The sequence below is a fragment of the Cryomorphaceae bacterium 1068 genome (assembly GCA_027214385.1).
In the GTDB taxonomy this organism is placed as follows: Bacteria; Bacteroidota; Bacteroidia; order Flavobacteriales_D; family Cryomorphaceae; genus JAKVAV01.
In genome coordinates, this window is the sequence record JAPVXR010000021.1 from 1 (window position 1) to 14,921 (window position 14,921).

11 protein-coding genes are annotated in these 14,921 nt (G+C 45.5%); 4 read left to right on the plus strand and 7 right to left on the minus strand.

Annotated features, from left to right (window positions below):
* Positions 1-32: 32 nt before the first annotated feature.
* Entirely contained in the window at positions 33-989 is a 957-nt protein-coding gene (locus O3Q51_17610) for a T9SS type A sorting domain-containing protein (protein ID MCZ4410637.1), read from the minus strand.
* Positions 990-1,424: 435 nt separating this feature from the next.
* Positions 1,425-4,919, minus strand: a complete 3,495-nt coding sequence (locus O3Q51_17615) for an alpha-amylase family glycosyl hydrolase (GenBank protein ID MCZ4410638.1) — start codon at positions 4,917-4,919, stop codon at positions 1,425-1,427.
* Between the two features lie 132 nt (positions 4,920-5,051).
* Between O3Q51_17615 and O3Q51_17620 the strand changes: the two genes are divergently transcribed.
* On the plus strand, positions 5,052-5,906 hold the full coding sequence (locus O3Q51_17620; protein ID MCZ4410639.1) for a TraB/GumN family protein: 855 nt from the start codon (positions 5,052-5,054) through the stop codon (positions 5,904-5,906).
* Here O3Q51_17620 and O3Q51_17625 read toward each other — a convergent pair whose 3' ends face one another.
* Entirely contained in the window at positions 5,907-7,199 is a 1,293-nt protein-coding gene (locus O3Q51_17625) for a 4-hydroxybutyrate CoA-transferase (protein MCZ4410640.1), read from the minus strand. It lies immediately after the preceding gene.
* 71 nt (positions 7,200-7,270) lie between these two features.
* Positions 7,271-8,020, minus strand: a complete 750-nt coding sequence (locus tag O3Q51_17630; protein MCZ4410641.1) for an SDR family NAD(P)-dependent oxidoreductase — start codon at positions 8,018-8,020, stop codon at positions 7,271-7,273.
* A gap of 81 nt (positions 8,021-8,101) precedes the next feature.
* On the opposite strand from O3Q51_17630, the gene O3Q51_17635 reads away from it, so the two are divergent.
* Entirely contained in the window at positions 8,102-9,364 is a 1,263-nt protein-coding gene (locus O3Q51_17635) for a sodium:proton antiporter (GenBank protein ID MCZ4410642.1), read from the plus strand.
* Positions 9,365-9,375: 11 nt separating this feature from the next.
* Complete coding sequence (locus O3Q51_17640) at positions 9,376-10,389, plus strand: hypothetical protein (GenBank protein ID MCZ4410643.1); 1,014 nt, start codon at positions 9,376-9,378, stop codon at positions 10,387-10,389.
* Here the strand turns inward: O3Q51_17640 and O3Q51_17645 are convergent, their stop codons facing one another.
* On the minus strand, positions 10,390-11,100 hold the full coding sequence (locus O3Q51_17645) for an SIMPL domain-containing protein (GenBank protein ID MCZ4410644.1): 711 nt from the start codon (positions 11,098-11,100) through the stop codon (positions 10,390-10,392). It lies immediately after the preceding gene.
* 122 nt (positions 11,101-11,222) lie between these two features.
* Positions 11,223-12,551: a TrpB-like pyridoxal phosphate-dependent enzyme gene (locus O3Q51_17650; GenBank protein MCZ4410645.1), complete on the minus strand. Its 1,329-nt coding sequence runs from the start codon at positions 12,549-12,551 to the stop codon at positions 11,223-11,225.
* 387 nt (positions 12,552-12,938) lie between these two features.
* Between O3Q51_17650 and O3Q51_17655 the strand changes: the two genes are divergently transcribed.
* Positions 12,939-13,814, plus strand: coding sequence for a glycoside hydrolase (locus tag O3Q51_17655; protein ID MCZ4410646.1), 876 nt, complete (start codon positions 12,939-12,941; stop codon positions 13,812-13,814).
* Between the two features lies 1 nt (position 13,815).
* Here O3Q51_17655 and O3Q51_17660 read toward each other — a convergent pair whose 3' ends face one another.
* Entirely contained in the window at positions 13,816-14,889 is a 1,074-nt protein-coding gene (locus O3Q51_17660; protein MCZ4410647.1) for a hemolysin family protein, read from the minus strand.
* Between the last annotated feature and the right edge of the window lie 32 nt (positions 14,890-14,921).

Consider the following 14,921-nt stretch of genomic DNA (forward strand, 5'->3'; position numbering starts at 1 on the left):
CCATGACCATACTAAAAACCAAAATCCACTGTTTAAACCTTAACGAATCTTTCATTATAGCTATTTTTAGGTGTAATAATTTTAAGAATGTAGAGCCCCTGGTTTAGTGAGGATATGTCAATCTGATATTCAAGCTTTCTTTGATTGATATTGAACTGCTTAATGAGCATGCCATTCAAATTCAATATTGCGATTTCAGAGATACTTTTCGAGTTATCCGATTTCTCAATATTAAGGACAGAGCTAGCCGGATTAGGAAAAACCTTGAAAGAGTCACGACCCTTTTTCTGATTTGCTACAGAAAGCACAGGGGTAACTGAAACCTCGTCAATGGCATAGTATGCTCTCCCGAATGGCAGTTCAGACAAGTCAGCTAGAGTGTTTTCATCATCATAAAAATTTCCGATATGTAGGTAATTGTAAGATGAATCTGCTACGAAAACTTCCGAAATTGTAGTCCAACCCTCAATTGGAATGATACTCTCCGATGTATAGTGACTTGAATTAATAGGAAAACCCAAAATATCATAGAATTCATGAGTAGAAAAATTAAAGCCTATATTATTAGAACTAACATTAGTACCCTCTAGCTCCATACCTGAAACCGATAACTCAACTAAATATGACATTCCAATTTCTAAAGGTTCAATTAATTCTACACCAACAATTTCTCGATAGTTATCTTGAATGTAGTAAGTATAAAGACCGATAATTCCTTCTCCAGAAAAAGGACTTTCATTTCCAAATGCCAATTCAGGTGGAGATAGCAGATCAATTTCTGAGCAGGTATGATACCATTCAGGAGTGGGAAGTTCTTGTTCAGGTGCTGCAATACTTGCATACCAATCAGCGCACTCAAGCGTAACATTTGCCGCTTGAGTCGGACAGTTTATTCCCTCTTCAAACCCGCCATTGGGTACTAAATTTTGGGCTAAACCATTCACGCTACCCGCCAATAGAGCGAGTAAAAAAAGGACTCTACTTTTCATAATTATTGATTGTTAGAAGGTGCCTTCCGATTTTCGGAAAGGCTACAAGGTTAATTCTCAATAACTTCATCTTTTGATTAAGTCAGAGAGTAGGGTTACTTCTGTCACCTCATATGCTCCTTCTTTTTTTATCATGCGCTAAATTCTGACTCTTGGCAAACAAGATAATAAATACTGCATTGTTCTATGGCAAAATGGCTTTAAGGATTGAGCGGGCTAGTTTCATAAATGTTCTGTTTTTTTACCACCAGTTGGTCAATGGTTTTAAAGCTCAAATAAAACAGTCTGAATGCAAGCAGAAATGTATCGGAATTTGCTGACGTTTATTATCAGGCTTATCTGATGAGTATGTTTAGTGAGAGCACCAAAAAACCTACTATGCTATGCAAAAACCCACCGCAGACGAGCGGTTGGTTTTTTTTGTTTGGGGGTAGTTTATCTCCCGATCACAAACTTCTCCATCTCGACTGCCACATCAGTCGTGAGACGATACAAGTAAATACCATTTGGCAAGGCACTTCCATCGAAGTGAATGCGGTAGCTCAAGTCGGGCTGCGCCTCTTGGTTGAAAAGCGTTTCGACCACACGTCCATTTAGATCGTACACTTCAAGCGTGGCGCTTCCTCCGTTTTCAATGGCGAAGGTCACATCTGAATGGCCTTGAGTAGGGTTGGGGTTGCTATTGAGCACGATACCTGAACCAATGGCAAAGGGTTGCCACGCCGAGAATGGCCCCGCGATCAGCGGAGTTTGCGAGCACCCGCACCGCACTCTCCACTCAAAACTCCCCGTTCCCAATACACTTTTCGGAATGTTGAAACTCGAAGCATTTGCCCCTCCGATTATTCTGCTTCCCAATATACTCGCACTGCCTTCATTCCTTACCTGTATTTGACAACCAATTTGAAGTGGTAGGGGAGCCCATTCGATTTCGACCGTCTGGGGATTATCCGTAGTGCTGATACTCGATGGATTGACCGCAGGAAAAGGATTCTCGCAAGTCGTGCTTCCTTCGCACACCTCGCAAGAGCCAAAGCAAACGGCATCAAGTAGGGTCTCTTCGCCCGGCATGATCAGCACGCGGTTGTTTCCACCAAAGCCATCGGGTAGGCCACAGGCTGAAGGAACATCTTCTTCACCGGCAAAGCTATCGCCGTTCAGGAACTTCCACAAGAGACTAGCGCCTTGAACTTCGGAAATGGTGAAGCTGTATACTCCGTTTCCATCATTGTTCATAGGCTCGGGAGTAAAGCCATTGAACGACCCCGCTATATGGAGACCGTCGGGATCGATGCTCGTCAACTCAGATGCATCTACTCTAAAAGTCAGGTCATTTACATTGTTGGGGTCGGGACAAGCAGTGCAGGATGAATAGCACACCGCGTCGAGCACTGCATCACTCGAGGATGCCGTATACACTCTATTGCCAAAATTTCCCGCAGCACACAAGCCCACGGGGTTTTCAAAACCACTGTTCACTCTGAATTTATACTCAATCGGCTCACCTTCGATTAGGGTGATTGTCGTTTGGTAAATGCCATTGCCGATGGAATCCAGTACCAATTTCTCAAAGTCGTTGAACGTACCTGAAACACTTACCGTATCTGTCACTGCATTGATGTTCTCCTGGCTCATATCCACTCTTAGTGTCACGTTTACGGCGTTTACACTCAAGTCAGGCGTGGGTAGCTGCACGGTGGTATAAATTCTGTATTCACCCGGTTGCAATTTAAAAGAGTTGCTCAAGTTGTTTTCGAAAATGGCGTTCCCGCCAAAGTAATCGTACCATACCCCCGTTTGGGTAAACCCGGGAATGATGCTGACGGGCACCACGTCGAAGTTTCCGATGATGACCACATCCATCGACTCGTGTTGTATGATGAGTCTTTTTCCCGTTCCACCCACATCGTAGTTAAAGTTGCTCGAGCCAAAGGCGGGGTAGTCGGTTTTTAATTTGTTGATGGCGGCAAAGACCTTGTACAGTCTCTGTCGAGCAGGCTCGAAGTAGTAATCCCAACGAACGGGCTTGTTGTTGGTGCGGCAGCTAGGGTCGTTCAACTCATCGTTGCAGTAGTTAATGCTGAAATCATAACCGAGCTCGGCAAATTGCCAAAACATCTTAGGTCCCAAGAGAGGGATATTAAAGGCATGAATGGCTTCCTGACGGGCCAATGCCGTTTCCAAATCCTTCGGGTCATGATCGGGATTGAAGGAATTTCCATTCTCTAAATTCTCATACATCAACCGTTCTTCGTCATGACTTTCGGCGTAGCTTACGAGGTTGGGGAAATTCCACCCGCGGTTTTGGTAACTGGCAAAAGAAAGGTCTTGCCCGAAAGGGAAACCCAAAGCAGCTTGCTTAAAGGGCGCGTGTTGACTACCCCAAAGCATAAAGCCGATATTGGCCAAAGCTGTTTCTTCGGGATTGTCGCCCAAATGCTCCAAAATCAAATACACCTGATCGTCCACTTCGTGAATGTCATTTCGGATTCTCACCCAATTATCAACCCGACTTTGGTCGTACCCATTCCAAGCTCCGACATCTCCAAGCGTGTTGTTTTGGGTAAAGCCTTTACTTAGGTCAAATCGGTATCCATCGATGTGAAATTCCTCTATCCAATATTGCAGTACTCGTTTTACAAACTCCTGTGTGTAAGGAGAGTCGTGGTTGTAATCGTAACCAACACTAAAAGGGTGCCTTGCCAATGTGTTGAACCACGGGTTCTCGACAGTAGGAGGCCCTGCTGCTCCATTTTCAGAGTACATTCTTACTTGAGGGTTTTGCCCGAAAGAGTGATTCAGCACTACGTCGATGATTACCGCGATGTCACGGTCATGGCAAGCATCAATCAGCATTTTCAAATCCTCTTCCGTGCCGTAGTACTTGTCCACAGCAAAAAAGAAAGAGGAGTTGTACCCCCAACTTTCGTTTCCTTCAAATTCGTTTACCGGCATTAGCTCGATGGCGTTTACCCCCAGTCGATCCAAATAGTCCAACGTGTCGATTACGGCTTGGAAAGTCCCTTCTTCCGTAAAATCACGCACCAATAGTTCATAGATGATGAGGCGATCGAGAGGAGGTCGCTGGAAGTTGTCGTCTTGCCATTCGTATTGCTCTTGATTGGTCTGGAGCACAGAGACAATATTGGTCGTTTCCCCTTGAGGATAATCAATCAAGTCAGGGTATCGATTATCTCCTATGAACTGATCGTTGAAGGGGTCAAGAATCTTTTTGGCGTAGACATCGGCTACTCGTAAGTCTTCATCGTCTATGCTGTATTGAAATCGGTATTCCTCACCGGGAGTGAGTCCGTCTACTTGGACCCACCAGCGATCTCCTGAACTTGTTTTTTTGCAGAAATATTCAGGCTGTCGCTCCCAATCGTTAAAATCTCCGATGACATAGACATAATCTTTAAAAGGAGCGACCAGCTGCAGAATCACCGAAGTATCCGAAATGTAGTTGATCCCGTCGGTGACTCCCGCCGGCGGATCCATTATTTCGGGAAGACCTTCTGCCACGTTTACAAAAATGTCGTCACCCGATTGGGTTCGACCCACCAAGGTGCCATCGGTATTTCTAAAAACGAAAGCCAGCTGAAGCACATCTTCCGTGGGGGCTACTCCGTAAAAATCAGAAATGGTTAAGGTCTTGGTCCAAGTGTTGGGCCCGGTCTGAGTCATGGCCACATTCGGATCAGCCGTTCCCCATTCTCCTTGCACGTTTTGCCAATTCGGATTGCCGCTTATGATCACACCCGAGTGCATGTAGATGGGCGAAACCCCTGATAGTTCACCATTTCCTTCTGCAGCGTTATACGCGATGGTGATGGGTTCGTCGAGGGAAGGAAATTCGGGAGTAATAGTAACCTGTGCAAAAGAAAAGGCAGTAATAAAGAGCAGGCAGAGCGCCGAAACGAAAGACTTCATAAGAAGAGATTAAATTGGTTTGATTGATTAGTGTCAAATTTACACTTAAGGTCGGATATTTCAAAAACCATTTATCCCGATTTTTTGGTAACTCGAATTTTGGTTCGGATATTTGGAAATCAATCTGATCTTATGAAACAGCTGTTCGTCCTTCTTTCAAACCTTTTCTTTCTATTTTCTTTTGCCCAAGATTTACCAAATTCCCTTTTGTGGAAGGTGGAAAAGGAGGGGATACAACCATCCTTCATCTTTGGAACGATTCACGTTTTGCCTCAGGCAGACTTTCAGCTTGACGAAAAAGTGAAAACGGCAATCGGAGAGAGCGATGAGCTGGTGATGGAGATGGACATGTCCGATCCATCGCTTCAAACAAAGATGTTTCAGATGATGAACATGCGCGACGGAACGACGCTCGATCAACTTTTGACGAAGGAGCAATACGAGATGCTTTCGAAAAAACTGCAGGGAATGGAAGGAGCTCCCCCTTTGGCGATGCTGAATGGCATGAAGCCGTTTATGGTGGCTACGATGATGCTCAGCGAATACGTGGGCAGTCAGCCTGCGAGTTTCGAAATGACCTTAACGTCAATGGCCACGGCTCGTCAAATGCCCATATCGGGATTGGAAACCATTGAAGAACAAATGGCCGTTTTCGACAGCATTTCTTATTCAGATCAGGCGGAAGACTTAATGGATATGGTTGAGAAAGGTGATGAGATGAAGCAGCTTTTCGCCGATATGATCGCGCAGTACAAGGCAGAGGAAGTAAACGCCCTTTTCGCTTCCACGGAAGAGTACATGGCTAGTGAAGAGGAAATGAAGTTTCTGCTTTATGCACGGAATGAAAATTGGGCGGAGCGACTCGAAACTCGACTCGGGGAGAAGACCTTGTTTATTGGAGTGGGAGCGGCGCACCTTGGTGGAGAGCAAGGAATCATAACTCTTTTGCGTGAGCGCGGATATGAGTTGACTCCGATTATGGATTAACTACCAATGCTTAAATCGCTCAAAAGCCCGTCTTTCCAAATCCTCCCGATGATCGGGGTGAGCAATGCTGATTAACTCTTTCGCTCTTTGGCGTAAGTTTTTTCCATACAGGTAAGCTACACCCCACTCCGTAACCACGTAATGAACATGGGCGCGAGTAGTCGTAACGCTGGCGCCTTCCTGGAGAAACGGTACCAGCTTGCTTTTTCCTTTCCCCGTCACTGAGGGCATGGCGATAATCGGTTTGCCACCTTCTGATAGGGAAGCCCCTCGGATGAAATCCATTTGTCCACCAACGCCTGAATACTGCAAGGCTCCGATTGAGTCTGCACAAACCTGTCCGGTAATGTCTATCTCGATGGCCGAGTTGATCGCCACCACTTTCGGATTTTGACGAATCACCGCCGTATCGTTGGTATAGGCCGCATCTTTAAAAACCACCATCGGGTTGTCATCTATAAAGCGGTATAGTCGATTGCTGCCCATGGCAAAGCAGGCTGTGACCAAGTTGGGAAGCACTTTTTTGTCTTCTCCCGTTACCACTCCGCTTTCTACCAGATCTATCAGGCCGTCTGAAAACATCTCCGTATGTACACCGAGCCGCTGGTGATTGGTGAGCTGACTCAATACGGCGTCGGGTATGGCGCCGATTCCCATCTGAAGTGTCGATCCATCTTCAACCATTTCAGCAATGTATCGGCCTATTTTTTCCTCGGTTTCACTAAAAGGTCTAGCCGTCACTTCATGGATTGGCGAATCGACTTCTATGGCGAAATCTATTTCACCAAAGTGAATAAAGCCATCGCCATGGGTGCGCGGCACGTTGGGATTGATTTCGGCGATTACCAACCGAGCTGATTCCAGCGCTCCCAAGGTGATATCCACCGAAGAGCCTAACGAGCAATACCCGTGTTGGTCTGGCGGTGAAACGCTGATTAGGGCCACATCAATGGATAGAATACCATTTCGGAAAAGCTGAGGCATTTCGCTTAAGAAGACAGGGATATAATCTGCATTTCCCTCTCGCACCGCACCGCGTACATTGGCACCTACGAAACAGGCATTGTGCTTAAAAGCCTTTGCATACTTCTCGTCGACATAAGGCGCAGCACCCTCCGTATGGATGTGGATGAGCTCCACATTCTTCAGCTCATCTGCTCTCTCGCAAAGCGCCTGAATCAAAGTGTGTGGAGTCATCGCAACGCTGTGCAAAAACACCCGTTGATTGGAATAAATATGTTTTACCGCTTCAGCGGGAGATAGGATCGGAGTTTCAGCTGATTTATGGCGCATGAGGGTTTCTTTTTCGTCGGGGCAAATTTAATCCGAAACTCCGTCATTAAAACATGATTTATATCACTCAGCTACCTGAAGTAAGAGGCTCCGTTGATATCGACTACTGCACCCGAAAGGTGTTTAGAGTCGGGCTCACACAGGAACCCGATTAGTTTGGCTACTTCTTCGGGTTGGGCTATCCGATTCAGTGGACTCTGCTGTTTCACGGATTCCAATTCGTCTTTGGTCAAGATCTCTTTGCACATATCGGTTTCCACAAAACCGGGTGCTACTGCTACGACAGATATTCCTTGTTTACCCGCAGCCTTCGCCAATGACTGGGTCAGTGAGTTCAAGCCTGCTTTGCTCGCGGCGTATCCGGGCATGCTCGGTTCACTGCGGTAGGCTCCACGACTGGTCACATTTACTATGGTGCCACTTCCTGCTTTCATCATTCGTTGAAGCGAGTGATGGCAAATTAGAGCAGCGCCGTGTAAGTTAATTTCAATCGTCTTTCGAAAGTTTTCGATCCAGTCTTCGGCTGCCATATCTAGCGGGTGTTTAATAGCGACTCCGGCATTGTTTACGACCACATTAAGTTGATCGAAATGTTGATATAGCAGATCGAAGAGTTGATTAATATCTTGAGCTTTACTCAAGTCAGCTTTACAGATGAAATGTCCACTTCCTTCCAGCTTGGACAAGGTGTGTTCAGCTTCTGTCTTATTTTGAACATAATGCACAGCCAAGGTGTACCCGCGTTTTGAAAGTTCAATGGCCGTCGCCTTACCAATACCTCTTGACGCGCCTGTCACCAGGGCGTTTTTTCTCCTCTCCATTCGATTGTTGTAAAAGATTTTTCAGAGGCTCAAGGTAAAAAATTGTGGGTAGCGTATATTCGAGCCACTCAAACCTTAATTATGGATATATTCAACATCATAGTCATCCTAACCATTCTGGCAGCGGCTTTTGCATTTATCAATACCAAACTGCTCAAGTTGCCTTTTACCATTGGTCTGATGATCATAGCAATTGTATTTACTCTCGTTATTGTAGCTGTCGGTGCAATAGATCCCGAGGTGTTGAGAGATGCAAAAGCCCTTGTCAGGTCAATTGACTTCGAAACAGTGTTACTCGATATTATGTTGAGTTTCCTGCTATTCGCAGGTGCGCTCCATACTAAGCTAGAAGGCTTGAAAAAGCACCGAGCACCGATAGCTATGCTTGCAACAGGTGGAGTGGTCATTTCAGCATTCCTTGTTGCTGGTTTGATCTATGGACTCTTTTTGGCTTTCGATTATCCGGTAGACTTTATTTACTGTTTGCTTTTCGGTGCGCTAATTAGTCCAACAGACCCGATAGCCGTTTTGGGAATTCTCAAAGACGCAAAGGCTCCAAAGAGACTCGAAACGAAAATTGTAGGAGAGTCGCTTTTCAATGATGGGGTTGGGGTAGTGGTCTTTCTGGTGATTTTCGCTATCGCACAAAAGGGAGTAGAGTCGATTACACTCGGAGAAATAGGACTGATGTTTTTGGAGGAGATTGGAGGCGGAGTTGCTCTCGGACTGCTCGGTGGATATCTTGGATTTTTCTTGATGCGATCTATCGATCATTACGAAACGGAGGTGCTCATTACACTTGCTCTGGTGATGGGGATTTACAGCTTAGCTGGTTGGATGCATTTTTCGGGTCCATTAGCTGTAGTCGTAGCAGGACTTTTCATCGGTAATAAATCGCCCGAGGTAGCATGGTCTGACGAGACCAGACTTTATGTAGATAAGTTTTGGGAGTTGGTCGATGTCTTTCTCAATGCGTTGCTTTTTGTGCTGATCGGCTTTGAATTACTCATAGTCGCACTAGACGGGCAATATATTCTCTTTGGAGTTTTAGCAATCCCGATTACTCTTTTAGCAAGGTACCTGGCTATTTCAGGCCCTGTAGCCATCTTCAAAGAAAAACTGGAGTTTATTCCTAAAACGGACATCATTCTCACTTGGGGCGGAATTAGAGGCGGTATATCCATCGCACTGGCTCTTTCACTTGAGCCTCAGATGAACCGCGAATTGTTTTTGACCATGACTTACGTGGTGGTGGTCTTCTCCATAATCGGGCAGGGGTTAACCATCGGTCCATTGATTAAGCGGATTCTGGCGAAGAGCGGCGAAACGGTTAAGGAATCCTAAAAATAAGAAAGATGAGAATCGATTTCCTAGTCATTGCTGTCGGGCTGTTTTGGAACTGTTCTTCTCCTACCCCCGACTCTAACAAGGAGGTATCAGTTGAGATAAGCCAAAACGAGCAGGGATTACCCAAAGTAGGCTTCAATTGCAAAGCCAGTTACAATATCGTTCAGCAAACTGCTTTTGCAGATCAACTATTCGCTGAATTGAGCGAAAAAGTATTGGAAAATATGGTGCTCCGTATTCCGGGAGGAACCAGATCACAGAAGGATTTCTCTCAAGATTGGCCAGACGAGAAAATGAAACTTTGGATCGAGCTTCAAAAGAAGTACGGCTATACCATGGTGTTTGATGTCAATGGAAATGATACTCCTGAAAATCAGCTCGCGCTTATCAGAAGGTGGCAAAAGAACGGAGCTGAATTTGAATTCTTGGAGATGATGACGGAGTACTACCTCCCGAAATTTGCTAAACCCGACCTGAGTAAGCCAGAGGTAACCAGGCGAGTCAATGCCCAAATATACACGGAGGAGATTCTACCGGCATTTTTCGAACAGCTGGATTCACTGAACCTACCTTATTTCTTAATCTTTGCACCTGCAAAGAAGACGAAGACCGGGGCAGAACGCTACGCCGATTGGAATCAACATATGATTGATTTTGTCAAGAATCATCAAGGCGCTCAGCGGCTTGGAGCGGTACTTCATTTGTACCAAAAGGACTATACCAAGCCCTATGATTACGATCAAATAGATCGATTACGAGAGGCGCTGCCCAATACCCCTATTGCAGTTACCGAGCTAGGTGTTCTGGATCGATCGGTACCGATAGAAGATCACCCGACGGAGTCAGTTCGACACATCGCTGCTGTTATTTCTCATCTGCGAAAGGGAGATTACTTGATGGATCAAGTGCTTTATCACGACTACCGCAATGGCAACCCCATGGCAGATACACACCCGATGTACGGAGGAATTTCACCGAAAGGAACTGCTGTAGTGAATTATTTCAATGAGCTCTTTAACTAACTATTTAGCCACTTTCCATATCAAACCAACCTCCTTGCGGATTTCCATTTCGCTGGGATTCAGCGTAATCTCTTGACCTCCGTCTGACTTCATTTCAACCGCATCCATCGATCGAAACCTTGGTTGAAACACATCGGGACCATCGCTCATGTATCCGTGGTTGACTTCCTCCAGCGCGACTATTTTTACTTCCAGGGCTTCCGCCAAAATATCAGCTTTGTGCTCACCGTCCTTTACGGCTTTTGTCAAAGCTTCCTCCAGCAAGGTGGATTTTTGTGTTTCTGAAAGGCTGAAAGATAGGCTGTAGCCAAAATTGAAGGCTTCCTTCTTCAGGGTATTCACGACCGCATTCATGTTCTCTTGAGTATGTTCCAATTCGATGGATACTCGGATTGATCCCACATAACCGAGCAGCTGCTTGTCTTGATTCATATAGCGATACTCAGGGTTTATACTCATCGAGTTTGACTTGATATCATCTTCGTTGATGCCCGCTTTTACCAAGGCTGAGGTCAGTTCATTGAAGGTTTTTGTCAAGTCATTCGAAGTGGCTTCGTAAGTTTCCTTTTTGGCTTGCAGCGGAATGTTGACGTTCATCAAAGCAGGGATGGCTTTGACCGTTGCTTCACCTTTTACTCTTATGGTTGAGGTTTGCGCTTCTGCGAAAGCGAATAGGAAAAGGGCCGTGGAAAAGAGGAGTAGATTTTTCATGATTTAAATTTAGCTTGTTTTGTCAAAGGCTGTGCCGAAAGTTCCATGAATGTTTAGTAAAAAAAGAAAAGCCGTCCCACATCTGCGAGACAGCCTTCTTTTATTACTAACCAAAAACTAGTTTATAGCGCTCCTTGCTTTTCGTATTTGTGATTGACCAGTTCGCCGGCGAGGAATTTCTCGTAAGCCGACAGGTCGAAGTGACCGTGTCCGCAAAGGTTAAAGAGGATGGTCTTTTCTTCACCTGCCTCTTTTGCGGCATTGGCTTCCTCAATCACTTGAGCGATGGCATAAGTTGCCTCGGGAGCGGGGATGACCCCTTCAGCTTTGGCAAAAAGAACACCCGCTTTGAAGCATTCCAGCTGCTCTTTTGCTCTGGCCTCAATTAAGCCATCCTTCAAGAGTTGGCTTACCAATACGCCTGCTCCGTGATAGCGCAAACCACCGGCGTGAATTTCTGCCGGCACGAAATCATGTCCCAGTGTATACATGGGTAGGAGCGGAGTCATTCCAATGCTGTCACCAAAGTCGTATTTGAATTCACCTTGGGTTAATTTCGGGCAACTCGACGGCTCTACAGCGATGCATTTTATCTTTTTGCCATTTTGAAAATTGTACCGCAAGAACGGAAAGGCTATTCCCGCAAAGTTGGAGCCACCGCCAAATGGCGCAACGATTACATCTGGTTCATCTCCGGCTATTTCAAATTGCTTCTCGGCTTCCAAGCCAATGATGGTTTGGTGCAACAATACGTGATTCAAGACACTACCAAGGGCGTACTTTGTTTCCTCATCCTGCACAGCTCGCTCGATCGCTTCCGAAATGGCTATGCCCAAACTACCCGGGCTATCCGGGTCTTGAGCCAATATTTTCCGACCCGCTTCCGTACGGTCAGAAGGAGATGGATAGCAGTTTGCTCCGTAGGTATTCATCATCATTTTTCGGTAGGGCTTCTGCTGATAGCTCAACTTGACCATGTACACCTCGAGATCAATACCGAATTTCTGACAGGCGTAGCTCAATGCACTTCCCCATTGACCGGCTCCCGTCTCTGTGGTTATCCGTTTTACGCCTTGCTTCATGTTGTAGTAAGCTTGTGGGATAGCCGTATTTGGCTTGTGTGATCCTGATGGGCTTCCTCCTTCGTATTTGTAGTAGATTTTGGCCGATGTGCCTAAGGCTTTTTCCAATCCGTGCGCTCTGAACAGCGGCGAAGGACGGTAGATTTTGTAAGCATCGAGCACCTCTTCGGGGATATCCACAAATCGGTCTGCACTTACTTCCTGTTTGATCAACTCCATGGGGAATAGCGGTGCCAAGTCTTCGGGCCCCATGGGTTCTTTCGTACCCGGATGAAGAGGGGGCATGGGTTTATTCGGCATATCCGCCATGATATTGTACCATGCTCTCGGCATCTGTGCTTCTTCTAAAAGGAATTTGTGTTGTTTCATCATTTCTGTTTTTTGATTTTTAGCAATAAAAAAAGCCCGCTGCGGATGCAGCGGGCTCTGTTGTATAAGACTGTTGTTTGTTGTTACGTCAAATTACAAGCATAGAATGGCTGCACGGATCGATCCATGTGCCACCACCAAAAATTTGTGCTTGTTGAAAAATTCATACTGCAAAGTAAGCGGATAGTTTTCTTACTTTCAAAGCATCATCTCAAAAAATATTTTGAGATACTAATTCAGAAGGTCATTAATCATCTAGACATTAACACATTACGGCGATCAATTTTTTATTGGTTCATTCTTGGACTTGCAATTGCCCTTTCGGGATGCTCGGCCACCACCATTTACAATTCAAAAGTGAAGGGTTTTTGCTTGGAATCTCCGCCGATGAAAGTGGAGCAGAGTCAGTTCAGAGAAATCGCTGACGCCAATGCAAAATGGGTGGCTGTTATTCCTTACGGATACACTTCGCCAGGAGAGTCTCGAGTGGTTTATGATTCGGAATTTCAATGGTGGGGCGAACGCTTTGACGGTGCCGCAGAGATGATCCAATCTGCAAAATCTGAAGGTCTAAAAGTCATGTTAAAGCCCCAAGTCTGGATCCCTCGAATGTGGGTAGGAGATTTCTATCCTGATGACATGAAAGTGTGGGAGAAATCAATGACTGAATTCACCCTTGATTTTGCAAAATTGGCAGACAGCCTCGGAGTTGAAATATTCTGTTTAGCCACAGAATACAAAAGACTCACGATTGAAAATCCAAGTTATTTCGAAGGCTTGATAGCCGAGATTAGAAATGTGTATGACGGTCAAATTACTTATGCGGCCAATTGGGATGAATACGCTTCCATCACCTTTTGGGATAAACTGGATTTCATTGGTGTCAACGCATACTTTCCTTTATCAGTGAAAGAAGTCCCAACAGAAGAGGAGTTAAGAACAGCTTGGAGTGAGATCAGTGTTGAGCTTTCTACCGTTAGCCTGACAGTCCAAAAGCCCATTCTATTTACTGAATTCGGTTATCGAAGTATTCAAAAGACTGCCGAAAAACCATGGGAGCATGGAAGAGCCGAATATGAACCTGTAGCGCAGTCAACGGCTTTTGATGCCTTATTCAGTTCGGTGTGGAGAGAGCCCTGGATGGCAGGTGGGTTTATATGGAAATGGCGCTTTTTTGAAGAGGCGGGTGGTCATGGTGATGCCTCCTATACACCTCAAGGAAAGCCGGCTATGAAAGTAATCGAAGAGGTTTTTGCGGATTAGTTTATTCGATAAGACCGAGATCTTTAGCCCTTTTTTCCCACCTGTTTCTGGCATATTTCCTGAGGTCTTCAACGGAGTCCGATTCATCGGTAAACTCCATTCCGAAGAGTGTCTCGAAAATATCCTCAAGTGTGATCAATCCTCTGAGGCTTCCATGTTCATCTACCACTACAGCCATGTGGCCTCGCTTTTTGTTCAATGAGTGAAACGCCGCTCGTAAAGTCAGGCTGTCAGGCAGGACCACGATTTCACGTTTGATATCATTGATCGATTTCTCACCGTTATTTTCAACCAACTCAGTAAGCAGATCGTCTTTCAAGACCATTCCTGAAATGTGGTCGCGGTTTTCGACGTATACAGGAAAGCGTGAAAAGGTTTTAAAACCAGTTGTTTTGTAAAAATCAGAAAGCTTATCCGATTCATTGGCCATGACCATTACGGTTCGTGGGGTCATTACATCCTCCACGGTTAACTCGTCAAAGGCCAGCACATTCTTAATCAAGATATGATCTGTTTGCTCGATTTCTCCGCTTTCCTCTACAGCATCGGCCATGGCTTCAAAATCTCCTCGGCTAAACACGCTCTTCTTCCCGCCTTTATTCAGCGACTTTGTGATGAGCTTACTTAGCCAAACAAAGGGTGATAGAATGTAGATAAGAGCATTCACTGATTTTGCTGTAAAGCCTGCCAGTGAGCGCCAATTGTTGGCACCGAGGGTTTTGGGAATAATTTCAGAAAGCAAGAGAATGGCGAGGGTCATGATCGAAGCGATGATGGACTCATAGCTCAAACCAAATCCGAAAACGCTAAAGCTGTTGTCGCCATAAAGCTCACCTGCTTGGGCACCTACACCGATGGCACCAACAGTGTGCGCAATCGTATTGAGCGTGAGGATGGCTGATAATGGTTTGTCAATGTCCTCCTTCAGTTCAGAAATTAACTCACCTACTGAGGGATTTTCGGTTTTGCTTCGCCTCACAAATGAAGGTGTAATGCTCAGTAATACCGCCTCCCAGATAGAGCAGAGAAATGAAATGATGATAGATAAGAGAAAAAAGGTGATCAAAAGTCCCATGTGCCGAAGATAGAGATTCAGTTTTCACTTCA